22 protein-coding genes are annotated in these 25,635 nt (G+C 68.9%); 9 read left to right on the top strand and 13 right to left on the bottom strand.

Going from position 1 to position 25,635, the window contains the following annotated elements:
- Positions 1 to 72 precede the first annotated feature (72 nt).
- Positions 73 to 1,191, top strand: coding sequence for a DUF2242 domain-containing protein (locus VXM69_RS25905; protein ID WP_059560746.1), 1,119 nt, complete (start codon positions 73 to 75; stop codon positions 1,189 to 1,191).
- A 125-nt stretch (positions 1,192 to 1,316) separates the two neighbouring features.
- Here the strand turns inward: VXM69_RS25905 and VXM69_RS25900 are convergent, their stop codons facing one another.
- Positions 1,317 to 2,237: a pyridoxal-phosphate dependent enzyme gene (locus VXM69_RS25900; RefSeq protein WP_059560556.1), complete on the bottom strand. Its 921-nt coding sequence runs from the start codon at positions 2,235 to 2,237 to the stop codon at positions 1,317 to 1,319.
- Positions 2,238 to 2,398: 161 nt separating this feature from the next.
- Between VXM69_RS25900 and VXM69_RS25895 the strand changes: the two genes are divergently transcribed.
- The 6 genes from VXM69_RS25895 to VXM69_RS25870 all read left to right on the top strand — a co-directional run bounded on the left by VXM69_RS25895 (position 2,399) and on the right by VXM69_RS25870 (position 10,411).
- Positions 2,399 to 3,310 (top strand): LysR family transcriptional regulator, encoded by a 912-nt coding sequence (locus tag VXM69_RS25895; protein WP_034186621.1) that lies wholly within the window; start codon positions 2,399 to 2,401, stop codon positions 3,308 to 3,310.
- Positions 3,311 to 4,061: 751 nt separating this feature from the next.
- The gene (locus VXM69_RS25890; RefSeq protein WP_367189456.1) at positions 4,062 to 5,261 is read left to right on the top strand and encodes an MFS transporter; all 1,200 of its coding nucleotides are present in this window, start codon (positions 4,062 to 4,064) and stop codon (positions 5,259 to 5,261) included.
- Between the two features lie 566 nt (positions 5,262 to 5,827).
- On the top strand, positions 5,828 to 6,325 hold the full coding sequence (locus tag VXM69_RS25885; protein ID WP_049034614.1) for a spore coat U domain-containing protein: 498 nt from the start codon (positions 5,828 to 5,830) through the stop codon (positions 6,323 to 6,325).
- Positions 6,326 to 6,340: 15 nt separating this feature from the next.
- On the top strand, positions 6,341 to 7,060 hold the full coding sequence (locus VXM69_RS25880; protein ID WP_049034610.1) for a molecular chaperone: 720 nt from the start codon (positions 6,341 to 6,343) through the stop codon (positions 7,058 to 7,060).
- A 94-nt stretch (positions 7,061 to 7,154) separates the two neighbouring features.
- On the top strand, positions 7,155 to 9,452 hold the full coding sequence (locus VXM69_RS25875) for a fimbria/pilus outer membrane usher protein (RefSeq protein ID WP_367189455.1): 2,298 nt from the start codon (positions 7,155 to 7,157) through the stop codon (positions 9,450 to 9,452).
- The gene (locus tag VXM69_RS25870) at positions 9,449 to 10,411 is read left to right on the top strand and encodes a spore coat U domain-containing protein (protein WP_059560568.1); all 963 of its coding nucleotides are present in this window, start codon (positions 9,449 to 9,451) and stop codon (positions 10,409 to 10,411) included. The genes VXM69_RS25875 and VXM69_RS25870 overlap by 4 nt, the downstream gene beginning before the upstream one ends.
- 19 nt (positions 10,412 to 10,430) lie before the next feature.
- Here VXM69_RS25870 and VXM69_RS25865 read toward each other — a convergent pair whose 3' ends face one another.
- From VXM69_RS25865 to VXM69_RS25850, 4 genes are all read right to left on the bottom strand, one after another.
- A complete protein-coding gene (locus tag VXM69_RS25865; RefSeq protein ID WP_124609091.1) occupies positions 10,431 to 10,718 on the bottom strand; it encodes a hypothetical protein in 288 nt (95 codons plus the stop codon).
- A gap of 117 nt (positions 10,719 to 10,835) precedes the next feature.
- The gene (locus VXM69_RS25860) at positions 10,836 to 11,858 is read right to left on the bottom strand and encodes a histone deacetylase family protein (protein WP_200089315.1); all 1,023 of its coding nucleotides are present in this window, start codon (positions 11,856 to 11,858) and stop codon (positions 10,836 to 10,838) included.
- 25 nt (positions 11,859 to 11,883) lie between these two features.
- The gene (locus tag VXM69_RS25855) at positions 11,884 to 13,155 is read right to left on the bottom strand and encodes a Zn-dependent hydrolase (protein ID WP_367189454.1); all 1,272 of its coding nucleotides are present in this window, start codon (positions 13,153 to 13,155) and stop codon (positions 11,884 to 11,886) included.
- A gap of 31 nt (positions 13,156 to 13,186) precedes the next feature.
- On the bottom strand, positions 13,187 to 14,497 hold the full coding sequence (locus tag VXM69_RS25850) for an MFS transporter (protein ID WP_034186612.1): 1,311 nt from the start codon (positions 14,495 to 14,497) through the stop codon (positions 13,187 to 13,189).
- Between the two features lie 190 nt (positions 14,498 to 14,687).
- Between VXM69_RS25850 and VXM69_RS25845 the strand changes: the two genes are divergently transcribed.
- The gene (locus VXM69_RS25845) at positions 14,688 to 15,644 is read left to right on the top strand and encodes a LysR family transcriptional regulator (RefSeq protein WP_034186611.1); all 957 of its coding nucleotides are present in this window, start codon (positions 14,688 to 14,690) and stop codon (positions 15,642 to 15,644) included.
- A 58-nt stretch (positions 15,645 to 15,702) separates the two neighbouring features.
- Here VXM69_RS25845 and VXM69_RS25840 read toward each other — a convergent pair whose 3' ends face one another.
- The 5 genes from VXM69_RS25840 to speB form a co-directional block, all read right to left on the bottom strand.
- Positions 15,703 to 16,773 (bottom strand): porin, encoded by a 1,071-nt coding sequence (locus VXM69_RS25840; protein ID WP_124670421.1) that lies wholly within the window; start codon positions 16,771 to 16,773, stop codon positions 15,703 to 15,705.
- Between the two features lie 158 nt (positions 16,774 to 16,931).
- The gene (locus tag VXM69_RS25835) at positions 16,932 to 18,362 is read right to left on the bottom strand and encodes a cytosine permease (RefSeq protein WP_034186609.1); all 1,431 of its coding nucleotides are present in this window, start codon (positions 18,360 to 18,362) and stop codon (positions 16,932 to 16,934) included.
- Between the two features lie 303 nt (positions 18,363 to 18,665).
- Positions 18,666 to 19,343 carry an SOS response-associated peptidase family protein gene (locus VXM69_RS25830; RefSeq protein ID WP_049034239.1) on the bottom strand — a complete coding sequence of 226 codons (678 nt, stop codon included), beginning with the start codon at positions 19,341 to 19,343 and terminating at the stop codon, positions 18,666 to 18,668.
- 130 nt (positions 19,344 to 19,473) lie between these two features.
- Positions 19,474 to 19,938 (bottom strand): N-acetyltransferase family protein, encoded by a 465-nt coding sequence (locus VXM69_RS25825; RefSeq protein ID WP_367189453.1) that lies wholly within the window; start codon positions 19,936 to 19,938, stop codon positions 19,474 to 19,476.
- Positions 19,931 to 20,899, bottom strand: a complete 969-nt coding sequence (gene speB, locus VXM69_RS25820; RefSeq protein WP_124670424.1) for an agmatinase — start codon at positions 20,897 to 20,899, stop codon at positions 19,931 to 19,933. Before speB ends, VXM69_RS25825 begins: the two co-directional genes overlap by 8 nt.
- A gap of 128 nt (positions 20,900 to 21,027) precedes the next feature.
- Here speB and VXM69_RS25815 point away from each other — a divergent pair, with 128 nt between their 5' ends.
- A complete protein-coding gene (locus VXM69_RS25815) occupies positions 21,028 to 21,945 on the top strand; it encodes a LysR family transcriptional regulator (RefSeq protein WP_059560589.1) in 918 nt (305 codons plus the stop codon).
- A 28-nt stretch (positions 21,946 to 21,973) separates the two neighbouring features.
- On the opposite strand, the gene VXM69_RS25810 is transcribed toward VXM69_RS25815, so the two are convergent.
- The 3 genes from VXM69_RS25810 to VXM69_RS25800 all read right to left on the bottom strand — a co-directional run bounded on the left by VXM69_RS25810 (position 21,974) and on the right by VXM69_RS25800 (position 25,635).
- The gene (locus VXM69_RS25810) at positions 21,974 to 22,603 is read right to left on the bottom strand and encodes an NAD(P)H-binding protein (protein WP_034186604.1); all 630 of its coding nucleotides are present in this window, start codon (positions 22,601 to 22,603) and stop codon (positions 21,974 to 21,976) included.
- 330 nt (positions 22,604 to 22,933) lie between these two features.
- On the bottom strand, positions 22,934 to 24,325 hold the full coding sequence (gene lpdA, locus VXM69_RS25805) for a dihydrolipoyl dehydrogenase (RefSeq protein WP_367189452.1): 1,392 nt from the start codon (positions 24,323 to 24,325) through the stop codon (positions 22,934 to 22,936).
- Between the two features lie 5 nt (positions 24,326 to 24,330).
- On the bottom strand, positions 24,331 to 25,635 hold the full coding sequence (locus tag VXM69_RS25800) for a dihydrolipoamide acetyltransferase family protein (protein ID WP_367189451.1): 1,305 nt from the start codon (positions 25,633 to 25,635) through the stop codon (positions 24,331 to 24,333).

The raw sequence follows: 25,635 nt of genomic DNA, 5'->3' as shown, positions 1-25,635 counted from the left end.
TACGAGATTGCCGCACGCCTCATCCAGGCACCGCCGTTGCGCGGCCGCTCGCCAAGCCTTCTGAAAGACGCCATGCACAACCGATTTCGCCTGTTTTCCGTTTCGTGCGCACTCGCGGCCGCGACCGTGCTGGCCGCGTGCTCGTCGCCGCCCAAGCCGATCTACCAGCAGGAACAGTTCGACGCGACCAGCAGCCCGTATGCGCATACGTTCCACTCGAAATCCGACGCGGCCTGCGAGGCCGCGCGGCGCGCGCTGCTGAGCCAGGGTTATGTGGTGTCGTCGTCGCGCAACGATGCGGTCGACGGCAGCAAGAATTTCCAGCCGAGCAACGACATGCACGTCGTGATCGAATTTCACGTCGTGTGCGCGGATGCGAACGCCGACGGCACGTCGAGCATCGCGTACGTGAACGCCGTGCAGGACCGCTACACGCTGAAGAAGTCGAATACGTCGGCCAGCGTGGGCTTGAGCGTGTTCGGCTCGCTGTCGCTGCCGATCGGGTCGAGCGACGACGCGCTCGTCAAGACCGCGAGCGAGACGATTCCGGCCGGCGTGTTCTATGAGCGCTTCTTCAATCTCGTCGACCATTTCCTGAAGATCGACCCGGCGCGCCGCGATCGCGCGACCGTGAAGGCCGCCGAGAAGGAACCCGTCACGCCGCTGCCGGAACCCGCGCCGACGCCGCAGGGCGAACCGCTGAAGATGACGACGCCGGTCGTGCCGACGCCGCCCGCGGCGCCGGTGCCGCTGTCGGTGCCGGGTGTCGCACCCGAGTCGGGTGCGCATGCCGTGCCTGCCGCGGCGTCGGCCGTCGCCGTGCCGGCCGCGGTGCGTGCCGCCGCGCCGGGAGCGGCGTCGGGTTCGCAGCCGGTTGCCGCACCGGCTGCGGCTTCCGCCGGTTCCGTGCCTGCGCCGGCTTCCGCTGCCGCGTCGGCTGCCACGCCTGCATCGGCTGCCAGCCCGGCGGCCGCGCCTGCCGCCGCGGCGTCGACGCCCGCCGTTCCGGCACCGGCCGCTGGCAAGCCGGCGTCGACCGTGCCCGCGCCTGCCCCTGCACCTGCACCCGCGTCCGCGGCATCCGCCCCCGCATCGGCATCCGCGCCGTCGAGCGCATCGCCGGCGCCCGCCACCGCCAACCCTGTCGCATCGTCCGCGCCGTCCGGCGCGAGCGCACCGGCCGCGAACTGACCGGGCCGCCGTATCGTCGCGCCCGGCTGCATACGGCTCGGCACGACGGCCCGCCTTCCGCGTTATTCACCGCAGCAGTTTCCGCCATCGGGCGGCGTGAGCGCCCTGCCTGCGGCGCTCCCGCCTTACCGCAACGTCGCGCGCAGCGTCTGCAACTGCTCGACGGACGCCGTCACGCCGCCGCAGACGATCACCGCGATGTCCGACGCCGACGCAAGCACCGGCACCGGCCGCTCGAGCGCAGCCAGCGCGGCGCCGCATGCGGGTTCGACGACGATCCGGTGTTCGTCGACGAACCGCAGCGACGCGGCCACCGCGTCCGCATCGGACACGACGACGGGATGGATCGCGTGCCGCGTCGCCCATTCGACTGCCGCATCGCATGGCCGCTTCGCGCCGAGCGACGTCGCGATGCTCGCGATTGCCGCGAGTTCGACCGGACGCCCCTGCGCGACCGAGCGCGCATAGCAGTCGGCGCCTTCCGTTTCGGCCGCGACGACCGGCACGTCGTGCCAGCCGTTGCGCGCGAGCCCTTCGAGCACGCCGCACAGCAGGCCGCCGCCGCCGACCGCGAGCACCACCGCACCGGGCTTCGGCCCGGCGGCCGCCATCTCGTCGATCATCGTCGCGTGCCCCTGCCACAGCACGGGATCGTCGAACGGATGGACGAACGCATCGTGCTCGCCGAGCGCCGATTGCGCAAACGCGTTTGCCTCGGCCCAGCTCGCGCCATGCACGACCACCTCGGCGCCTTCGACACGAATCAGCTCACGCGCGCGCGCCGAGGCGCTTTCCGGCACGACGACGCGTACCGGCACGCCGAGCACGCGGCCGCAATACGCGACCGCGATGCCCGCGTTACCGCCCGACGACGACACGAATCGCCGCGCGCCGGCCGCGTGCCGCGCTTCGCAGACGGCACCGATGCCGCGCAGCTTGAACGAGCCCGATGGCTGCAGCGCATCGAGCTTCAGCCGGATCGTCCGGCCGAGCCGGCGGGACGCGATTTGCGAGCGGATATAAGGAGTCGGGATATGAAGCGGCATCGGACAAGGCTCAGTGGAGACGGAGGAAGCGCACGCGACTCGCGAGCCAGCGCGTGCGCCAATGACGGTCATCGTACGGCAGGCCTGCCATGCTTTCCAATACCATCGAATGGTATTTGCTATGCTCCACAGGTATATTGACGAACCCGGACGAGCATCGCATGCGCCAGATCGAACTGCGTCACCTGCGCTATTTCGTGGCTGTCGCCCAGGCCGGCAGCGTGATGGCCGGCGCCCGCGCGGCCGGCATCGTCCAGCCCGCGCTGTCGCGGCAGATCCGCGAGCTCGAGGACGCGATCGGCACGCCGTTGCTGATCCGACGCGCGACGGGCGTCACGCTCACCGCGGCCGGCGCGAGCTTCCTGAAGGATGCGACCGGCCTGCTCGCAACGGTGCAGGCCAGCCGCGAACGCGCGTTGCGCAGCGCGGCCGGCCAGCTCGGCGAACTGCGGCTCGGCGCGCTGCCGAACTGCCTGCCGCTGCCGATCGTCGCGAAGGTGCTCAAGGCGTTTCGCGACGCGTGCCCGGACGTGCAGCTGTCGATCGCGCCGATGCTGTCGGCCGAACAGGCGAGCGCGCTGATGCGCGGCCAGCTCGACGCCGGGATCATGGCGTGGCGCCGCGACGAGGCGCCGCACCTGTCGGGCGTGCGGCTGCTGAGCGACCGCTTCGTGCTCGCGATGCCCGCGCCGCCGGGCGGCCGCTTCAATGCGCCGCGCGCGCTGGCCGACGTCGCGGACGAACCGTTCGTCTGGTTCGACGCGCAGCGCTCGGCCGCGCACCACCGGTTCCTGATGGCGCAGTGCCAGCAGGCCGGCTTCACGCCGCGCATCGCGCAGGTCGGCAGCGACATCCCGACGCTGATCGGCCTCGTCGCGGCCGGAATGGGGTGCGCGTTCGTGCCGGAAAGCGCGTCGCCGACCTGCCCGCACACGGTCAGGCTCGTCGCGCTCGACGAGCTCGCGAGCCGCTTCGACATCGAATTCGTGTTCGATGGCGCGGCGGCAGCGCCCTCGCCGATCGTCGCGCGGTTTCTCGCGGCCGTGCGCGATGCGGCCGACGAAGCGGGTTGACCCTGCACCGGGCGCCGGGCCAGCCCGGCATCCGGTCAGGCAAGGCGATCCGCACGCCAGCCGACGCGCGACGCCCCCTCTGCTGATTCGCCGTTTTGGCGGCCTCATCGCGCTAAACAAGATGGCCGTGCCAGCGAAAAATCTTTCAAAACCCCGACAATCCACGCCGCGGCGCCGGAATTTTTAAATTGGCACCAAAAACCGCCGTTTAACGCCGCTTCGAATTGTCATGGCCCGAAATATACTGCGCCCGCATCCAACCCTCGTGCCAAAGAGAGGATGCGTTTTCGCCCCGGCCACGGTCCCCCTGTGGTCGGGGCTTTTTTCGCTTGCGCCTTGCCTGTAAAGGGTTTCCAGCCGTGGCGCGAGGTCTGTGTCACGGGATGGAAGGCGCCCGGTCGACGGGCCCTGGCTGCCCGCCGCCCGTCACCGCACGGTTGCCGGGCAACGTGCGGCATGCGATGCCGGACGGCCCGCCCGTCCGCCGCAAACCGTCACCGAATCGCGGCGCGCGGCAGGACAATCCGATTTCCACCTTACCCATACCTTTCACCACCGACACCGTCGTTCGCCTGCCTCGCCGGCGCAACGCCCACGGCCTGGCGGGCACACCGCGCGCGCACCGTATTGTTGACATGGAATCAAGATAATTTCGTTCCAATCCGGCTTTTTCCGCAAAAATAATCCAGGCACACTTCGCCCTGTCCGCAACGGCCCCGTGCCGTCACCCACGAATACAGGAGCCCATCGCGTGAACACCACGACTTCCTCTCCTTCCCGCCCCGGCGGCAGCGCCGCGCTGCCGCTACTGGCGCTCGCCGCCGGCGCGTTCGGCATCGGCACGACCGAGTTCTCGCCGATGGGCCTGCTGCCCGTGATCGCCGACGGCGTGCACGTGTCGATTCCGCAGGCCGGCATGCTGATCAGCGCGTATGCGATCGGCGTGATGGTCGGCGCGCCGCTGATGACGCTGCTGCTCGCCCGCTGGTCGCGCCGCTCGGCGCTGATCGCGCTGATGTCGATCTTCACGATCGGCAACCTGCTGTCGGCCGTCGCGCCGGATTACACGACGCTGCTGCTCGCCCGCCTCGTGACGAGCCTCAACCACGGCGCGTTCTTCGGGCTCGGCTCGGTGGTCGCGGCCAGCCTCGTGCCGCGCGACAAGCAGGCAAGCGCCGTCGCGACGATGTTCATGGGCCTCACGATCGCGAACGTGGGCGGCGTGCCGGCCGCGACCTGGCTCGGCCAGATCATCGGCTGGCGCATGTCGTTCGCGGCGACCGCGGGCCTCGGCCTGATCGCGATCGCCGGCCTGTTCGCCGCGCTGCCGAAGGGCCAGGCCGGCAAGATGCCCGATCTGCGGGCCGAACTCTCGGTACTGACGCGCCCGGTCGTGCTCGGTGCGCTCGCCACGACGGTGCTCGGCGCCGGCGCGATGTTCACGCTCTACACGTATGTCGCACCGACGCTCGAACACCTGACCGGCGCGACGCCCGGCTTCGTGACCGCGATGCTCGTGCTGATCGGCGTCGGCTTCTCGATCGGCAACATCGCGGGCGGCCGCCTGGCCGACCGCTCGCTCGACGGCACGCTGATCGGCTTCCTGCTGCTGCTGATCGCGACGATGGCGGCGTTCCCGCTGCTCGCCAGCACGCATGCCGGCGCGGCCGTCACGCTGCTCGTGTGGGGCGTCGCCACGTTCGCGGTCGTGCCGCCGCTGCAGATGCGCGTGATGCGCGCGGCCCACGAAGCGCCGGGCCTCGCGTCGGCCGTCAACATCGGCGCGTTCAACCTCGGCAATGCGGTGGGCGCCGCGGCCGGCGGCGCGGCAATTTCGGCCGGGTTCGGCTACGCGGCGGTGCCGCTCGTCGGCGGCCTGATCGCCGCGGCCGGACTCGCACTCGTCCTGCTGCAGATCGCGCAGCGCCGCGCGCCGGCCGCCGCGAACTGACACGCGCGGCTCGCCCGGGCTGCCGCCCGGTGCGGCAAGGACACCTACGGCCGCGCAATGCGGCCGTTTTCATTTCCCGTCCGCCGTCCGGATTCCCGTTTTCTCTTCACCCTGGAAAAATCCGGAATATCCGTCTCCCGACATCATTTCGACCGGATCGATTCACGAACCGGTTAAATACTTGGCATCGCCCAACCGATTCATTGCCGCTCGTTCAATTTCACCGCGCGCATGAATTATCCAATTCGAATTCGCCGCCTCGATTCACCGAACCAATCGGAAAAATCGTGCCGCCCCCCACCCCGACAGGCATTCTTTTCCGCGTCGCAGCAAAATATTTCGCGTGGAATCCGGCAATTAAATCTAAATCCGTAATATTTCCCCGATTTATTCAATAAATAACTCATTCATTCGTCACGAAATACAACAACCCCAAATTTAAGATTGAAAGACTCATCGATTCGTATCAGCATTTACCGTGCTGCGGCGTGCGAAGCGCGGCATAAATCCAATGAAAAATCGACCGATGAGGGATCAGAGTGAAAGTCGCCATCGCTTCCACGACATTGTCGCTCGCGCTGTCAATCGGCCTTTCGACACCCACCGCCGACGCGGCCGTCTATACGAACGGCACCGCGACCGCCACCTTCAACGTCACGCTGACCCTGCAGCCGAACTGCACGATCGCCGCGAACCCGCTGGCCTTCGGGACCAACGGCGTGCTGGCGACCGCGATCAACCAGCAGACGACCGTCAGCGTCACCTGTACCAACACGACGCCGTACAACGTCGGCCTCGACGCCGGTTCGGTCACCGGATCGAGCGTCGCGAGCCGCCTGATGGCCGGCACGTCGACCGGCAATACGACGACGACCGTCGGCTTCCAGTTGTACCAGGACGCCGGGCGCACGACGATCTGGGGCAACACGCAGGGCACCAACACCGTGGCCGGCACCGGCACGGGCGCCGCGCAGGCGCTGACCGTCTACGGCCAGGTGCCCGCGCAGGCGACGCCGAAGCCGGACACCTATCAGACGACCGTCACCGCAACCGTCTACTTCTGACCGGCGCCGTTTCGCATGCTCGCAATACGTCGAACGCTCGCCGCGCTGCTGTGCGCGGCCGGTGCCGCGCACGCCGCGTCGCTGCAGATTTCCCCCGTCACGATCGAATTCGGCACCGACGACACGGCCACCGGCATCACGCTGCGCAATCCCGGCGAGCGGCCCGTGTACGGACAGGTACGCGTATTCCGCTGGGACCAGGCCGACGGCCAGGACACGCTGACGCCCACCCAGGATCTCGTCGCGAGCCCGCCGCTGATCGAGGTCGGCACGCAGTCCGAGCAGCTGATCCGCGTCGTACGCGCCTCGCGCGCGCCTTCCGGCGTCGAACAGTGCTACCGGCTGCTGATCGACGAGCTTCCGCCCCCGGGCGAGGCGCCGACCAACGGTGTCTCGATCCGGCTGCGCTATTCGATTCCGGTGTTCGTCGAACCGGCAGCCCCCGGCGCGCCGCAACTCGACTGGACGCTCGCGCGCGGCAACGAAGGCTGGGTGCTGCGCGTGCGCAACGTCGGCACGCGCCGCGCGCAACTGGCGTCGGTCGAACTCGTCAACGGCGACGGTCGTGCGTACCCGCTCACGCGCGGGCTGCTCGGCTACGCGCTGGCGGGCCGCACCGGCCAGTGGAGCGCGCCGCTGCCGGCGGGTCTCGTGCCCGGCGGCAAGGTCACGGTGCGGGCGGCCGTCAATTCGCAGCCGGCCAGCGCGGTCGTCGCGGTGGAGCCGCCGGGCTAGACCGCCGGTGCGCCGCCCGGCCTCTTCCCCTTCGCCACGCGCCGGCGCACGCCCGGCCAACGGACGCGGAACGTCGCGACGCACCCGCCGCATCGTGCTCGCGGCCGTCGTGGCGGGCCGCCTGCTCGTGCTTGGCGGCGCCCGCGCGGACGAACCTGCGGCGCTCGTGATGACCGACCGCACGCACGACGTGATCCTCGAAGTCAGCGTCAACGGCGAAAATACGGCGCTGCTCGCGCACTTCCGCGAACGCGACGGCCGACTGTCGGCGAGCGGCGCCGACCTGCGCACGATCGGCTTCGCGACCGACCGCCTCGGCATCGCCGACGCGGCGACGGTCGAACTCGACACGATTGCCGGCCTGCGTTACCGCTACGATGCGGCACGCCAGAGCGTCGATCTGGAGATGGCCGACGCACTGCGCCGCCCGTACGCGGTCGACAGCCGCGCGCTGCCGCCCACGCAAGCGGCCACCGCATCGCGCGGGCTCGCGATCAACTACGAGGCATACGCGCAGACGATCGGCGACCGGCAGTTCTCGCTCTACACCGACGTGCGCTACTTCGATCCGAACGGCGTGTTCAACCACACCGGCACCGCGTCCTTCTACAACGGCCAGCGGCGCTACACGCGCTTCGATACGTACTGGAGCCATTCGGACCCGGCGCGGCCGAGCACGACACAGATCGGCGACGCGATTTCCGGATCGCTCGCGTGGACCCGTTCGGTCCGTCTCGGCGGCGTCCAGTGGCGCAGCAATTTCGCGCTGCGGCCCGACCTCGTGACGTTTCCGATTCCGTCGCTCGCGGGCTCGGCCGCGGTGCCGTCGGCGGTCGACCTGTACATCAACAACGTACGGCAATACACCGGCAACGTACCGAGCGGCCCGTTCATCATCCACGACGTGCCGGGCATCACCGGCGCCGGCCAGGCGACCGTCATCACGCGCGATGCGCTCGGGCGCACGGTCGCGACGTCGGTGCCGCTCTATGTCGATACGCGCATGCTGTCGGCCGGGCTGTCGAGCTATTCGTTCGAGGCCGGCTTCCTGCGCCGCAACTACGCGCTGCAGTCGTTCGACTACGACACGCGGCCGGCCGTCAGCGGCTCGATGCGGCGCGGCCTCGGCGATGCGCTGACCGTCGAAGGGCATGCGGAAGCGACCGGCGGCGTGCTCAACGCCGGCGTCGGCGCGCTGATGCGGCTCGGTTATGCCGGTGTGCTGAACGGCGCGATCGCGGGCAGCGTCGGCCGCTTTTCCGGCACGCAGGTGAGCGTCGGCTACCAGCTGATCGAGCCGCGCTTCTCGATCAACGCGCAGACGATCCGCGCGTTCGGCCGCTACGGCGACCTCGCATCGCGCGACGGCTCGCCGGTGCCGTCGGCGACCGACCAGGCGACGCTCGCGCTGCCGTTCATGCACCGCCAGACGCTGTCGCTCAGCTATATCGGCTTCCGGCTGCCGCAAGGCCCGAGCGCGCGGATCGGCACCGTGTCGTACACGCTGAGCTTCGGCGATCTCGCGTCGATGAGCGTGAGCGCCTACCGCGATTTCGCGCAGCAGGGCGCGAACGGCGCATTCGTGTCGCTGAACATCGGGCTCGGCCGCAATACGTCGATCAACGCGACCGTCGGCCGCCAGCGCGGCCAGTCGAACTACACGGTCGACGCGAGCCGTCCGCCCGACTACGACGGCGGCTGGGGCTGGGGCGTGCAGACCGGCGGGACGGGCGCCGTGCCCTACCGGCAGGCGCAGGTGCGCTATCTCGGCCGCGCGGGCGAAGTCATCGCGGCCGCGCAGGGCATCGACCGCCAGACGGGCGCATCGCTCGACGTCAGCGGCGCGCTCGTGTTGATGGACAGCAGCCTGCAGATGTCGCGCCGCATCGACGACGGCTTCGCGCTGGTGTCGACCGACGGCGTCGCCGGCATCCCGGTGCTGCATGAGAACCGCGTGATCGGCACGACCGATCGTGCCGGGCATCTGCTCGTGCCCGACCTGAACGCGTACCAGAACAACCAGGTCGCGATCGATTCGATGAAGCTGCCGGCCGACGCGCGGATCGCCCGCACGTCGATGACGGTCGTGCCGCAGGCGCGATCGGGCGTGGTCGCGCATTTCGGCGTGTCGCGCTATCGCGCGGCGTCGGTGATCCTGCACGATGCCGCCGGCAAGCCGCTGCCGGCCGGCGCGCGCGTGCATCATGCCGAAAGCGGCGCGGACACGATCGTCGGCTACGACGGGCTCACGTTCATCGACGGGCTGAAGGCGGACAACCATCTCGTGATCGATGACGGCACGCGGCGTTGCGTCGCGGCATTCGCGTTCACCGCGCCCGGCAACGGCACGCTGCCGACCGTCGGGCCGCTCGTCTGCAGGGCGGCGCCATGAGGGCCGTGCTGCTGCTCGTCGTCGCGTTCGTCGCGTGGTGCGGCGCGTCGAGCCGCGCGCACGCGGAAACTTGCACGGCCACCGCGTCGACGGTCAGCTTCGGTTCGGTCAGCCCGATCACGCGCGCGTCGGTCGCCGCGACCGGCACCGTCAGTGTCACCTGCACGTGGTCGGCCGTCACGCTGACGCCGAACGTGCTCGTGTGCCTGAATCTCGGCGGCACGAGCCCGCGCAGCCTCGTGAACGGCACCAACGCGATGCAGTACGACCTCTATCTCGATGCCGCGCACTCCGTCGCGTGGGGCTCCGTCTACTCCGGCACGACGCCCGCGTCGGTCACGCTCGTCAAACCCGCGCTCGGCACGAGCGCGAGCGCCACGGTCACGGTCTACGGGCAGATCACCGCGAACCAGCCGACCGTGCCGACCACCGGCAACAGCACGACGACCTACTCGCAGACGTTCGGCGGCAACACGACATCGATCAACGCGGGGTTCTATCTGCTCGGTGCGCCGACCTGCGCGTCGCTGACGGCATCGAACGGCACCTTTCCGTTCAGCGCAACCGCGAACGTGATCAACGACTGCAACATCAGCGCGACCAACGTGAACTTCGGCACGGCGAGCGTGCTGTCGGGCGCGCTCGCGGCGACCGGTTCGATCACCGCGCAATGCACGAACGGCGACGCGTGGAAAATCGCGCTGAACGGCGGCGGCAGCGGCAACGTGACGGCGCGCCAGATGCAGCGCAGCGGCGGCGGCGGCGCGATCAACTACGGGCTGTACACGGATGCCGCGCACTCGGTCACCTGGGGCGACGACACGGGCGGAAGCGCGACCGTCACGGGCGTCGGCACCGGCACGTCGCAGGCCGTCACCGTGTACGGCGCGGTGCCCGCGCAGACCACGCCCGCGCCCGGCAACTACAGCGACACGATCACCGCGACGATCAGCTTCTAGCGGGCGGGCGGCGCGGCGCTCAGAACATCACGGTCCACGCGGCCGGCGCGCCCGCGCCGACGCTGCGCGGCGGCGTCGGCCGCGCGCCGGCCACGCTCACGTGGCTCACCTGGAACGGCGTGCCGTGCGCGCAACTGACGCTCGGCATGTCCGCGTCCACGCCCGGTTGCACGGCCGGCGCGATCGTGCAGGTTTCGGGAATCGTCAGGCTGACCCTCAACGGGATCGATGGCTCCGCGGCACGCGCGAGCGCCGCCACGCCCGCCAGCGCGAGCACCGCACACTTGATTCGGCCGGTTGCGCTCATCGTTCGGCTCTCCTTCATGCATTGATCCAGCGTATGCGCGAATTGACGGCGCGCAAGCCGAAAACTTGAGCGCATGCCGATGATCCGGCCCCTCCCCACGGCGCGCCGGCGTCCGCGTCAGCGCGCCTCGCCGAACCCGCCGAAGAACGCACGGGCGTTCGCGTCGAGGCTGTCGAGGTGATAGCCGCCCTCCTGCACGATCACCGTCGGCAACCCGAGCGCGCCGATCGCGCCGCCGAGCCGCCCGAACCCGTCGGTCGTGACGGCAACCTGCGATTGCGGATCGTCCTGGTAGATGTCGAAGCCGAGCGCGAGCACGAGCGCGTCGGGCTGGAATCGCGCGAGGGCGCGCAACGCGTCGTCGAGCCGCTCGAAGAATACCGATTCCGGCGCACCGTGCGGCATCGGCAGGTTGAGGTTGAAGCCGGCGCCGGCGCCCGCGCCCGTCTCGTCCTCGTAACCCGCGACGACCGGGTAGAAGTTGGTCGGATCGCCGTGGATCGACACGTACAGCACATCGTCGCGGCCGTAGAAGATCTCCTGCACGCCCTGCCCGTGATGCATGTCGGTGTCGAGGATCGCGACACGGCGATGGCGGCCCAGCAGCGCTTGCGCGGCGATCGCCGCATTGTTCAGGTAACAGAAGCCGCCGGCTGCATCGCGGCGCGCGTGGTGGCCCGGCGGGCGGCACAGCGCGTAGGCCTCGCGCGCGCCGTCGTTGACGTCGGCCGCGGCCGCGAGCGCGTCCTGCGCGGACCAGTACGCGGCGCGCCACGTGTTCGCACCGACCGGGCAACTGCCGTCGGCAAGGTAGCGCGCGGCTTTCGCGAGCACGCCGCGCAACGGGTTCGGGTCGCGCACGAACACGTTCGACATCACTTCGTCGCCCCAGTCGTCGGGCATCCGCTGCCAGTCGCGGTGCGCCTCTTCGAGAAAGCGCAGGTAGTTCATGTCGTGCACGGCCGCGATCGGCGCGGTGCCGCGGTCGGCCGGCTCGCGCACGTCGAAGTCGAGCGCGCGCACGGCCGCGACGAGCCGCGCCGCGCGTTCGGGCACTTCCTGCGGTTCGCGCATCCGGCCGCGCGACAGGTAGCTGCGCGGATGATGCAGCAGTTGTTCGGGATGGAAATAGGTTTTCATCGTTCGTCCTCGTCGAATCGCCGCGTCACGCCACGCGCGCGGCCGCCTCCGCTTCGACCGGCGCCGCGATGCCCGCGCGCGCCAGCACCGCATGGAACAGCACGTTCGTGCCGCGCGTCACGTCGTCGGGCAATGCGTCCTCGGCCTCGTTGTGCGACAGGCCGTCGACGCACGGAATGAATACCATCGCGGTCGGGACGCGGCGCGCGAGCAGGATCGCGTCGTGGCCGGCGCCGCTGACGATCCGCTCGTTCGTATAGCCGAATGCAGCCGCCGCCTGCGCGACCAGCTCGACGCAATCGCGGTCGAACGGCGTCGCCGGGCTGCGCCAGCAGGTGTCGATCGCGACCTGCACGCCGCGGGCGGCGGCGATGCGTGCACACGCATCGCGCAGGTCGCGCTCCATCGCGTCGACTTCGGCATCGTCGTGATGACGCAGGTCGACCGTGAACGTCAGGTCGCCGGCAATCGTGTTGCGCGACGCGTTGCGGATGCCGACCTGCCCGATCGTCGCGAGCCCGCGCGGCGCGTACCCGGCGACGATCCGCTCGAGTTCGAGCGCGATCTGCGCGCTCGCGAAATACGCATCCTTGCGATACGGCATCGGTGTCGTGCCCGCATGCGCGGCCACGCCCGTCACCGTCACGTCGAGCCAGCGAATCGCCTGGCCGCCGGTGACGACGCCGATCGTCGTGCCATTGGCCTCGAGTACGGGCCCCTGTTCGATATGGGCCTCGAAATACGCATCGACCGCGCCGCCCGCCGCGCGCGTGCCGCGATAACCGCACGCGTCGAGCGCCGCGCCGAGCGTGACGCCGTCGGCGTCCTGCTTCGCGAGCGCGTCGTCGAGCGGCAGCGCGCCCGCAAACACCGCCGAGCCGAGCATCGCCGGCGCGAAGCGCGCGCCTTCCTCGTTGGTCCAGGACACGATTTCGAGCGGCTTGTCGGTCGCGATGCCGGCGTCGTTCAGCGTGCGCACGAGTTCGAGCCCGGCGAGCACGCCGTAGACGCCGTCGAAACGACCGCCTTCCGGCTGCGTGTCGAGATGGCTGCCGATCAGCACGGGCGCGGCTTGCGCGTCGGCGCCGTCGCGCCGGGCGAACAGGTTGCCGACCGCATCGACGCGCACCGCCATCCCCGCGTCGCGGCACCATTGCGCGAACAGGTCGCGCCCGCGCCGGTCATCCTCGGTCAGCGCGAGGCGCCGCACGCCGCCGCGCGGCGTCGCGCCGACGCGCGCCATGTCGGCCAGGCTCCGCCACAAGCGGGCGCCGTCGATTTCCAGCAGGTCTTTCATGTGCACTCCGGATGAATTCGTACGTTGAGGGTCAGTGCGAACCGAGCGCTTCGGCGGCAGCCGGCCGGGCCGCACGGCGCGCGTCGAGCGCAACGATGCAGAGCAGCGAAATGCCGGCGAGACCCGTGTAGAACACCGCGAGCGGCCACCACTGCCCGGCGAAGCGATGCGCGAGCCAGGTGCCCACGAGCGGCGTCAGGCCGCCGGCAATCGCGCCGCAGATCTGGTACGCGAGCGAGATCGCCGAATAGCGCACATGCGCGGGGAAAACGTCGCTGACGAAACCCGCGATCACCGAATAGAAACCGGCCATGCAGACGACCGCGAGCGCGATGCCTGCGATCAGCGACGCGGACGTGCCGCCCTGCACGAGCATGAACATCGGATACGGCGACAGCATCGCGAGCAGCGCGGCGAGCTTCAGGAAGCGCGCGCCGCCGATCCGCTCGGCGGTCCAGGCGGCGACCGGCTGCGCGACGAACTGGATGATCGCGACCGCGAACAGGCTGTCGAGGATCAGCGAGCGCGATACGCCGACGTACTGGGTCGTGTACGCGATCATGAACGTGTTCGTGAAATAGACGCCCGCGATGCCGATCGTGTTCGCGCCGATGCAGAGCAGCACCAGCCCCGACGCGGAGCGAAACACTTCGGCGACCGGCAGCTTCACCGTGCGGTTGGTTTCCTTCACCCGCGCGAATTCCGGCGATTCGTTCACGCCGAGCCGGATCAGGATGCCGACCACGAGCAGCACCGAACTCGCGAGAAACGGCAGGCGCCAGCCCCACGCGAGGAAGTCGGCCTTGTCCATCGACGTGACCGCCCGGAACGCGACCAGCGACAGGATCAGCCCGGCCGGGCTGCCGAGCTGCGCGAACGACGCGAAGAACGTGCGGCGCCCCTGCGGCGCATGCTCGCCCGCCATCAGCACCGCACCGCCCCATTCGCCGCCGACCGCGATGCCCTGCACCACGCGCAGCGCGACGAGCAGCACCGGCGCGAGCATGCCGACCGTCGAATAATCGGGCAGCAGCCCGACGCACACGGTCGCTACGCCCATCATCATCAGCGTCGTCATCAGCGCCTTCTTGCGGCCAATGCGGTCGCCGAGGTGGCCGAAGATCACGCCGCCGAGCGGCCGCGCGAAGAAGCCGACCGCGAACGTCGCGAACGACGCCATCGTGCTGACGAAGCGGTCGTGCGACGGAAAATAGAGCTCGCCGAACACGAGCGCGGCGGCGGTCGCGTAGATGTAGAAGTCGTACCACTCGATCATCGTGCCGATGAACGCGGCCGTCGCGGCACGCCCCGGCTGGCGCGCGGAAGGAAGAGACTGGGTCATGCGGGCTCCTGACGCACGCCGCTGCGGGGCGACGCGCAATATCGTGGTGACGACCGTCTCGCGCGGCCTCGCGCCGCACGCTGCGGCGCCCCTCCTTTATCGGCGACCGCAAATCATTAGTCAAATTTCAAGTTATTATTCGCTGTATAAATTCAACTAATGCCTACCCGACGCCTCGCCCGGAGACCCGATGCGCCCCGACCTTGCCCCGTTCCTGAACGACCGCCTCGACTGGAACCTGTTGCGCACCTATCTGGTGATCATGCAGGAGCGCAGCGTGAGCCGCGCGGCCGCGCGCCTGCACGTGACGCAGCCGGCCGTGAGCCAGGCGCTGCGGCGGCTCGAGGAGACGCTCGAGCGCCGGCTGATCGAGCGGCGCGGCGCGCATTTCGCGGCGACGCCGGCCGGCGAGGCCGTGTACCGGATCGCAAGCGACATCTACGGCGGCATCTCGCGCCTCGAAACCGAAATCGACGACAGCACGGCCGACCTGACCGGCTCGATCCGGCTGCTGACGGTGAGCCGCATCGAGTCGCCCGTCTACGACGAATTCCTCGCGGAATTCCATCGCGCGTATCCGCGCATCGACCTGCAGATCGAGGTGATGCGCTCGTCGGACATCCTGTCGTCGCTGCTGCAGAAGACGGCCACGGCCGGGCTCGGCCTGTGCCGCACGCCGCACGACAAGCTGGAGATGCGCTGTTTCCTGCGCCAGCGTTATGCGATCTACTGCGGCCGCCATCACCGGCTGTTCGGGCAGACGCAACTGCGGATGGACGATCTGCTCGCGGAGAATTTCGTGTCGTTCACGAGCGACCAGATCGGCGACAGCCTGTCGCCGCTCACCGTGTTCCGCGACCAGAAGGGCTTCACGGGGCGCATCGTGGCATCGTCGCCGAGCCTCGAGGAAGTGCGGCGGCTGATCTTCGCGGGTTACGGGATCGGCTGCCTGCCCGAGCACATCGTGCGCGACGACATCGCGCAGCAGCGGCTGTGGCGGCTGCCGCCCGATGACGGGCTCGTCGATGTCGACGTGTTCCTGCTGTGGCATCGCGACCGCAAGATGAACGCGGCCGAGCAGGCGTTTCTCGACGCGATGGAGCGCTGCATGCAGCGCTATTCGCTCGCGGAGCGGCTGGGGAAGTGACGGTGCGCCTGCGCGCGGAGAACACGCCGGGCGCAGGCGGCCCGGCGCGTCGCACGCATCAGAAACGATGCACGATGCCGAGTTGCACGCCGCGCGCATTCGCGCCCGGGTAGGCGAGCGGCAGGCCGGGGTTCGCCGCGCCGGCCAGCGTGTAGCCGGCCTGGTTGCGGTTGCGCAGGTACGACAGCGCGCCGTAGAAGCTCGTGCGCTTCGACAGGTCGTACTCGTACATCAGCCCCAGCTGGTCCGCATTGTTGCCCTGCGACGACTGGTCATGCAGGTACGCGTAGCCGAGCGCGACATAGTTCGCCGGGTTGAACTGGTATTTGACCGACAGCCCGTACACGCGCGAATCGATCCCGAGGTCGGCCCACTTCACCGCGGAGAAACCGCCGTACACGGTTGCCTTGCCGATCTCGTACGAGGCGCCGGCCATGATCGTGCGATCGGTCGTGGTCGCCGTCGCGTTCTTCAGCCACTGGCCCGCGACGAACGCGCCGAACGGCCCGTGTTCGTAGGTCAGGTCGAACTGCTGGCTGGAACCGGCCGAGCGCACGCCGCCCGCGTCGCCGAAGCCGAAATACAGCCCGCCCCGGAAGCCCGCGATCTCCGGACTCTGGTACGACAGCGTGTTGCTGGTGCGGAACGCGAACACGGTCAGGTTGTCCATGCCGGATGCCTGCGTGACGCCGCCGAACGCGTCCTGCCCGCCCTGGTCGTTGAACAGCGGCGAATTCTGCCGGCCCGCGCGCAGCTTCCCCCACGCCCCCGCGACGCCGACCCACGCCTGCCGGTTGAACATGCTGCCGGCACTCGCCAGCGAACCGTCGTTCGGATTGAAGCCGTTTTCCAGCGCGAACTCGATCTTCTGCCCGCCGCCGATATCCTCGCCGCCCTTCAAGCCGAACCGGCTGCCCCACTGGCCACCCGAGTTGATCGCCGCCGTATAGCCGTTGCCCGTATTCACGTACTGCGCGAACTCGTCGATCACGCCGTACAACGTGACGCCGTCCTGCGCGAGCACGGTGCCCGATGCGGCGAGGCATGCGACCGTGACTGTCGCGCGAAGACCGGCGTGCACCGTCCGCGCCCGGCAATCGCTGCCGTACGCTTCAATATATTTAGTCATACTATTTAAATAGGCAGAGAAGGAAACGACACCGGGCGCGACAGTCACGCGGCACCGGTATCGCGGGAATGGGAATCGATCGGGTAGGCCCGGCGCGGACCGCACCCGGCTCGACGCTCAGGCCGGCAACGAGCCGGCCCGATGCGCGGGATGCGCCGTCAGTGGTGAACTTCGCCGCGTTCGAGCGGCAGGATCAGGCGCTCGGGAATGCTGCGACGCGATGCGCGCGCGCCGATGTAATACAGCACGGCCGGCACGATCAGCCCGAGAATCCACGAGATGTCGGTGCCGCCGAGCGCATCGACGAGCGGCCCCGTGTAGATGTGCGTCGACATGAACGGCAGTTGCACGAGGATACCGACCACGTAGATCGTGATGGCCATCCCGTTCCAGCGTCCGTAGCGGCCGTCCGGATCGGACAGCGCCGGCACGTCGTAGCGCGAGCGCGTGAAGCAGTAGTAGTCGACGAGGTTGATCGCGCTCCACGGTGTGAAGAACGCGAGCAGGAACAGGATGAACGCGGTGAATTCCTTCAGGAACGAATGACGGCCGGCGAGCGCGATCAGCGTCGACACGCAGATCATCCCGACGATGTACACGAGGCGGCTCTTCGACGACACCGCGCCCTTGCCGCGGAAGCCGCTGACGATCGTCGCCATCGACATGAAGCTGCCGTACGCGTTGAGCGCCGTCACCGTCACCTTGCCGAACGCGATGCTGAAGTACAGCAGCGCCGCCACGGCGCCCGTCGAGCCGAGCCCGACGATATACGACACTTCGTGATGCGCGAACTGGCTGCCGGCCAGCGCGGCCGCGAAGACGCCGAACACCATCGCCGCCTGCGCGCCGATCACCGAGCCGAGGCCGACCGCGAGGAACGTCGCGACCGACGACGTCGAGCGCGGCAGGTAGCGCGAGTAATCGGCAACGTACGGGCCGAACGCGATCTGCCACGACGCGGACAGCGACATCGACAGCAGGAAGCTCGCGAGCGAGAAATGACGGTTCGCGAGCAGCGCGCCGACGTCGTGGTTCGCGAACAGCTGCGCGAACATGTAGACGAACGCGACGATGCCGACCACGCTCGCGATCCGGCCGACGAAGTGGATCGCGCGGTAGCCGAATACGGTCAGCACGACGATCACGGCCGCGAACAGCAGGATGCCGGCGGCGTCATCGACGTGCAGCAACTGCGCGACGGCCTGCCCGGCCAGCACCGAGCCGCTCGCGGAAAAGCCGATATACATCAGGCACACGAGCACGATCGGGATCATCGCGCCGTACACGCCGAACTGCACGCGGCTCGAGATCATCTGCGGCAGCCCGAGCTGCGGCCCCTGCGCGCCGTGCAGCGCCATCACGGCGCCGCCGACGAGCTGGCCGAGCAGCAGCGCGACCAGCGACCAGAACACGTCGCCGCCGAGCACGACCGCGAGCGCGCCCGTGACGATGGCCGTGATCTGCATGTTCGCCGACAGCCACAGCGTGAACTGGCTCAGCAGCCCGCCGTGGCGCTCGGCGTCGGGAATGAAGTCGATCGAGCGGACCTCGATCAGTCCGCCGGCCTTTCCACTCGAATTCGTTGACACGGGTCAATCTCCCCAATACTCAGGACCACACATGGTTTGAACGGGACAGGATGCAGCGAGCCGCCCTTTCGGCTCTGCGGATGCGGGGCGCCGTGGATCGCCGGCATGCGCCACGCACGCATGGTCTGCACGCTGGCGCGCAAGCGGCACGACGTGTGCCGACATTGCCAGCGGATGATCTTGTATATACAACTTGTGAGATATCGGTGATTACCCGGTATCGACCGATTTTCGAAATCGTCCGAACAATCGGTGCGGGGTCGGGCAATTTCGCCGCAAGCCGGTCGTCGGAAAAATGAAAGGTCAGGCGCCGGCCGGCGGTGCCGGATCGGGCTCGGCCGTCATGCCGCCTGCGGGGAACAGGTTCAGCATGCGCCGCGCCGCTTCGATGTCGCGCGTGTGCAGCCACTCGTCGTAATCCTCGCTGCGCAGGATCACGACACCGCGCTTCTCGTCGCCGGGCCGATGCATTCGCGCGAACAGCGGATGATCGTCGGCGTTCACGGTGAGCATCGTCATGCCGATGCGGACGCGTCCGCCGCTGTCTTCATGGCGACGCCAGAGACCGGCGACGCAATACGGCTGCCAGCCGTCGACGCCGATCCGGTGCCACACGTTGCGGCCGGTCTCGTAACACGGCTCGCAGATCCAGCGCACCGGAATCAGGCAGCGCTGGCCGTTGCGCCAGGCGTTCCCGTAGAGACGCGATGCGCCGACCGTTTCCGTGCGCGCGTTCACCGTATCGAGCTTCCTTCTTTTCCGGCCGTGCTCGTCGAGCCGCTCGGGCTGCATGAACTTCGGCCAGAAGCCGAACACGGCCGCCACGACCGCAAGGCCGTCGCCGTCGGCGCATGCGACGGGCGCCGCGTAGTCGGGATACACGTCGGGTGCCCACGGGTCGCGGCGATACAGGTCGCCGATGCCGATCTTCAGTTCGCTGATGCCGGGGTCTTCGCCGGGAGCGCGGTAGTGAGTGCACACGGTTCGTGCCGACCATGGAGGCAATGCTTCCATCGTAGATCAGCGCGCATGCGGCAATGGCGTTATTGCTTGGTATGACGAAACAGTTTTACGGATCGCCGGCGTATCGAGATCCGGGCAGCGCATGCGGTCAGGCGCCCTGCCTCACCTGAAGCGTCAGGATTTCATCGCCGGCTTCATCGAGCCTGCCGGTCGGCATCCAGCCGAGATGTCGATAGAAGCCGTGCGAGCGCGACGCGGGATCGGTCGAGCAGCCGAGAAACAGCGACGTGAAGCCGTTCGCCGCGAAATCGTCGATCACGCGCCGCAGCAGCCGCTTGCCGATCCCCGCCCCTTCGTACTCGGGCAGGATCGCGAGCACGACGATCTCGCCCGAAGCGGTAGCACCGAAGCAGTAGCCGACCATGCGTCCGTTCGTGCAGCAGACATGGCCCGCGAACCGGCCGTCCCGGATCCCGTCGCCCCAGCTTTCGACGGTGATGCCGAGGTCGCGCAACTGCGTTTCGGTGAACGCGTTCTCGCGTGTCTTGCCGCGCAGTGCGATGCACGCGGCCGCGTCGCCGGGCACGGCCTTGCGCCAGATGAGGTCATCCATCGATCGATGTTTCCTTGGTGTGCCGCCGGCGCGACGCATACAGGCAGATCAGTTCCAGCGCGATCGTCGCGCCGGCCAACGACGTGATTTCAGCATGATCATACGGCGGCGACACCTCGACCACGTCCATGCCGACCAGGTTGATGCCGTCGAGGTGACGCAGGATCTCGAACGCCTGGTGGCTCGACAATCCGCCCGACACCGGCGTACCGGTGCCCGGCGCGAACGCCGGGTCGAGACAGTCGATGTCGAACGTCAGGTACACCGGATGATCGCCGACCCGCTCGCGAATCCGCGCGGCGACCGCGGCCGGTGTCGACGCATGCACGCGGCGCGCATCCTGGATGTCGAATCCCATCGGCTCGTCGTTGGTGGTCCGGATGCCGATCTGCGCCGATCGCGCGGGCACGACCCACCCTTCCCGCGCCGCGTGATGGAACATCGTCCCGTGATCGATGCGCTTCACGTCGCGGTCGGGCCAGGTGTCGGTGTGCGCATCGAAATGCACGAGCGACAGCGGGCCGTGCACCTTCGCATGCGCCTTCAGCAGCGGATACGTGATGAAGTGATCGCCGCCGAGCGTCAGCATCGCGCAGCCGCGCGCGAGGATCGCATCGGCATGCCGCTCGATCGCACCCGGCACCGATTCCGGCTGCCCGAGATCGAACGCGCAATCGCCGTAGTCGACCGCGGCCAGCACGTCGAACGGATCGAACGACCACGGCCACGGGCGCTCCCACGCGAGGCCCGTCGACGCGATCCGCAACCCGCGCGGGCCGAAGCGCGTGCCGGGCCGGTGCGACGCGGCGGCGTCGAACGGCACGCCGGTGATCGCGAGATCGACGCCGTCGAGATCGCGGCTGAAACGCCGCCGCATGAAGCTCGTCGCGCCCGCAAACGTCGGTTCGGCCTGGGTGCCGTGGAGGCTGTCGCGCGTAAACGCGAAATCGTTCTGGCTCATCGTCGGATTCCTGTCTGAAGGGGACACGGCCGCGCGGCTGGCGACCTCGTGCCCGATTCTGCCGCCACGGCATCCAACGAAAAATATGAACTAACATAAGCCGACTTCACGAAATGCGATGTATTGCCATGCTGACCCGGCTCCGAGACATGGATTTGCAGTTGCTGCGGCTGTTCCTGACGATCGCCGAGTGCGGCGGCTTCAGCGCCGCGCAGGGCACGCTCGGCATGGCGCCTTCGACCATCAGCACGCAGATGGCCAAGCTCGAGACGCGCCTCGGGTTCCGGCTGTGCGATCGCGGCAAGCGCGGCTTCCGGCTGACGCCGAAAGGCGAGCGCGTGCTGCAGTCGACGCGGCGGCTCCTGCAGGCGATGGACGTGTTCACGCGCGACACGCAGCACGTGTCGGGCACGTTGCTCGGCGAGCTGCGCGTGGGTTTGTCCGAACGGCTCGCGCCGGACATCGTCGAATCGATCGCGGCGGCCGTCGGCCGTTTTCGCGAACAGGCGCCGGACGTGCTGATCGAGATGCTCGCGGTTCCGCCCGACGAACTGGAGCGCAGGCTGCTGAAAGGCGAACTGCAGCTCGCGATCGGCTATTTTTCCGGCCATCAGGCCGGCCTGCACTACGCGCCGCTGTTCGTCGAACATCAGTCGCTGCATTGCGGCGCACGCCATCCGCTGTTTGCGAAAAAAAGCGTGTCGGCGAGCGACATCGCGCGCGCGAGCAACGTCGCGCGGCTCTACAAGACGAACACGTCGGGTGCGGCGCTGCGCAACGCACAGCCGACCGCGTTCTCCGAAAACGTCGACGCCGACGTGATCTTCATCCTGTCCGGCGCGCATGTCGGGTTCCTGCCCGACCACGTCGCGGCGCCGTGGATCGCTGCCGGGAAGATGCGCCGGCTGCTTGCCAGCAAGCTGAGCCACACGGTCGAATTCCAGCTCGCGACGCCGCGAAACCGCGACGGCAGCGACGCGATGGACGCGTTCACCGCGGCGCTCGCCGAGCAGTTCGGCGGGCTCGATGACTGGTCGGGCCGGTAACCGGCTACGCGAGGCAGCCCGCCGCGCGTCAGACGAGCCGGTCCGATGCGACGACGTGCACGCCCGGCCGCGCGTCGATCGCGGCATCGACCAGCGCACGCGCGATCCGCGACGCCGGATTCACGCGCCACTTCGCCGGCAGCACCGGCCCGACCGCGTTCAACGCGAACACGAACAGCCGCTCGCCGAACCTGAATTCGTCACGACTGCCGCCGATCAGGCCCGGCCGCACATAGGTGAGCGACGCAAAGCCGACGCCGGCCAGCGCCTGCTCGACCTCGCCCTTCACGCGGTTGTAGAAGATGCGCGACGCGGCATCCGCGCCGAGTGCGGAATTCAGCACGTAGGTCGGCGTGCCGTGCCGGTGCGCGTGCCGCGCGACGGCCAGCGGATAATCGTGATCGACGCGCCGGAAGGCCGCCTGCGAGCCGGCGGCCCGCATCGTCGTGCCGAGCGTGCAAATGACCGCATCGGCCTGCCACCAGTCGGCCGTGTCGGGCAACTGGTCGAAATCGACCTCCAGCGCGCGCATCTTCGGATGCGGGGACAGCGGCCGGCGCGCGAGGACGATGACCTGATCGACCCGCGAATCGGCAAGCGCGACTTCGAGGACGTGGCGCCCGACGAGTCCGGTCGCGCCGACGAGCAGCAGTTTCATGTCCGGTTCTTCCGTGTGAAGCCTGCGTTGGCGGGCCCGATGCGGCCCGGTTTCCGGCTATCGACATGATCCCCGGCCGGCCGCTCGCGCACAACCCGTCCGTTGTCTCCCAAAATTACCGACCGGGCGTCTTCCCTGTCCTGTCGCGCGCCACGACGCGGCCGACGCCGGCCCGATCGACAGCCGGCCTTCGGCGATCAGCGCCGGCGCGGAAGCCGGCATCGATGCATTCCGCATACCGACTGGATGCACACGACGCAAGCGTGAAAAAGCACGAACCGCCGATGCGCGCATGGCACGCCGGCGGTTCCGTTTCAGGCGGCCCGCCTATCAGACATGCAACGCGTGCCCGAGCGCGCGCAATGCGGCCTCCTGCAGCGCCTCGCCCAGCGTCGGATGCGCATGGATCGTGCCGCCGATATCCTCCAGCCGCGCGCCCATCTCCAGCGACTGCGAGAACGCCGCGGCCAGTTCCGACACGCCGCGTCCGACGGCCTGCCAGCCGACGATCAGGTGATTGTCGCGTCGCGCGACGACGCGCACGAAGCCATCGGTCGCCTGCAGCGTCATCGCGCGCCCGTTCGCCGCGAACGGGAACGATGCGCTCACGCAATCGACGCCGGCCGCATGCGCATCGTCCGGCGACCAGCCGGCCGTCACGATCTCGGGATCGGTGAAGCACACGGCCGGAATCGACGCCGGCACGAACTGGCGGCGCCGGCCGGCAATCAGCTCGGCCACCATCTCGCCTTGCGCCATCGCGCGATGCGCGAGCATCGGCTCGCCCGCGACGTCGCCGATCGCCCACACGTTGTGCATCGACGTCCGGCACGTGTCGTCGATCCGCAGCGCGCGGCCGTTGCGATCGAGCTGCAGCGTCTCCAGCCCGAATCCGTCGACGCGCGGCCGGCGGCCGACAGCCACCAGCACGCGATCGGCCGGCAGCGTCTGCTCGGCGCCGTCGGCGGCCTGCACGCGCACCGCGCCGTGCTCCGCCAGCCCGAGCACCTGGTGGCCAAGCCACAGCCGGACGCCGAGCCGTGCGAGCGAATCGGCAACCGGCCGCCCGAGTTCCGCATCGTATGCAGGCAGCACGCGCTCGGCCGCCTCGACGACGCTGACGTCGACACCGAGCTTGCGATAGACGGTCCCGAGTTCGAGCCCGATGTACCCGGCGCCGACGACGACCAGCCGCTTCGGCAACGTCGCGGGCGACAGCGCCTCGGTCGACGACACGACGTGCCCGCCGAACGGCATCGTCGGCAGCTCGACCGGCTCGGAACCCGTCGCGAGCAACAGGTGTTCGCAACCGATCCGCACCGAATGATTGCCGGTGACGACGTCGACGGTCTTGCCGTCGATCACGTGGGCGTCGCCGTGCAGCACGCGCACGCCGTTTTTCTTGAGCAGCGCGCCGACGCCGCGCGTCAGCCGGTCGACGATGCCGTCCTTCCACGCGACGCTTTTCGCGATGTCGAGCTCGGGCGTGCGCACGCGGATCCCGAGCGCGCCTTCACCCGCCTGGCCGCACGCCTGTTCGAACGCATCGGCCACGTGGATCAGCGCCTTCGACGGAATGCAGCCGATGTTCAGGCACGTACCGCCGAGCCGGTCGCGCTCGACCAGCACGGTCGGAATGCCGAGCTGGCCGGCGCGGATCGCGGCAACGTAGCCGCCCGGGCCGCCGCCGACGACGAGCAGTGTGGTGTGTTCGTTCTTCATCGCGCTCACTCCACGAACAGCAGTGCCGGGCGTTCGAGCACCGCGCGCACGGCCTGGATGAATTCGGCCGCATCCGCGCCGTCGACGACGCGATGATCGAACGACGACGACAGGTTCATCAGCTTGCGCGCGACGACCGCCCCGTCGCGGATCATCGGCCGCTCGACGATCCGGTTCACGCCGACGATGCCGACTTCCGGGTGATTGATCACCGGGGTCGACACGATGCCGCCGAGCGCGCCGAGGCTCGAAATCGTGATCGTCGACCCGCTCAACTCGTCGCGCTGCGCGCGGTTCGCGCGCACGGCATCGGCGAGCCGCGCGATTTCCGCCGAGATCGACCACACGTCGCGCGCTTCGGCATGGCGCAGCACGGGCACCGTGAGGCCGCCGTCCGTCTGCGTCGCGACCCCCATGTGCACCGCGCCGTAACGCGTGACGACGCCTGCTTCGTCGTCGAAACGCGCGTTGATCTGCGGGAAATCGCGCAGTGCGATCACCATCGCGCGGATCAGCAGCGGCAGCGGCGTGAGCTTGCCGCGCGTGTCGCCGTAGCGTCGGTTCAGTTCCGTGCGCAACGACTCGAGCTCGGTGACGTCGATTTCCTCGACGTAGCTGAAGTGCGGGATGCGGTGTTTCGCTTCCTGCATCTTGCGCGCGATCGCGCGGCGCAAGCCGATCACCGGCACCTCGGTCTCGTCGTTGCGTTCGTCGTAGCCGTGCGCGTGCACCGGCCGCGCCGCGCCGCCGCCCGCATACGCATCGAGGTCCGCGTGCAGGATCCGCCCGGCTTCACCGGTGCCGCGCACATAGCGCAGCTCGATGCCCATGTCCCACGCGCGCTGACGCACGGCCGGCGACGCGAGCGGCCGTTCGCCCGGCGCGAGCGCCGCGCGCGGCTGCGCCGCCGGTGCGTCACGACGCGGCCGCGCCGGAGCGTCGCTCGCCGTCGGCCGTGCAGGCGGCTCGGCCGGCACGTCGACCGCCGGCTTCGCCGGCGCCGCCGCGACCGGTGCGGTTGCTACCTTTGTTTCCCGCACCGGTGCGCCGGCCTTCAGGTTACCGTCGCCTTCGACTTCGAGTCGAATCAGTTCGCTGCCGACCGCCATCATCTCGCCGATCCGGCCGCCCAGTTCGATCACCTTGCCCGTCACCGGCGACGGAATCTCGACCGCCGCCTTGTCGGTCATCACGTCGGCGAGCGGCTGGTCTTCCTTGATCGTCTGCCCGACTGCCACATGCCAGGCCACCAGCTCGACCTCGGCGATCCCTTCGCCGATATCCGGCATCTTGATGACATGAATCCCCAT

Source organism: Burkholderia sp. Ed8, assembly GCF_040761425.1.
In the GTDB taxonomy this organism is placed as follows: domain Bacteria; phylum Pseudomonadota; class Gammaproteobacteria; order Burkholderiales; family Burkholderiaceae; genus Burkholderia; species Burkholderia seminalis.
This window is presented reverse-complemented; position numbering and strand designations above follow the sequence as displayed.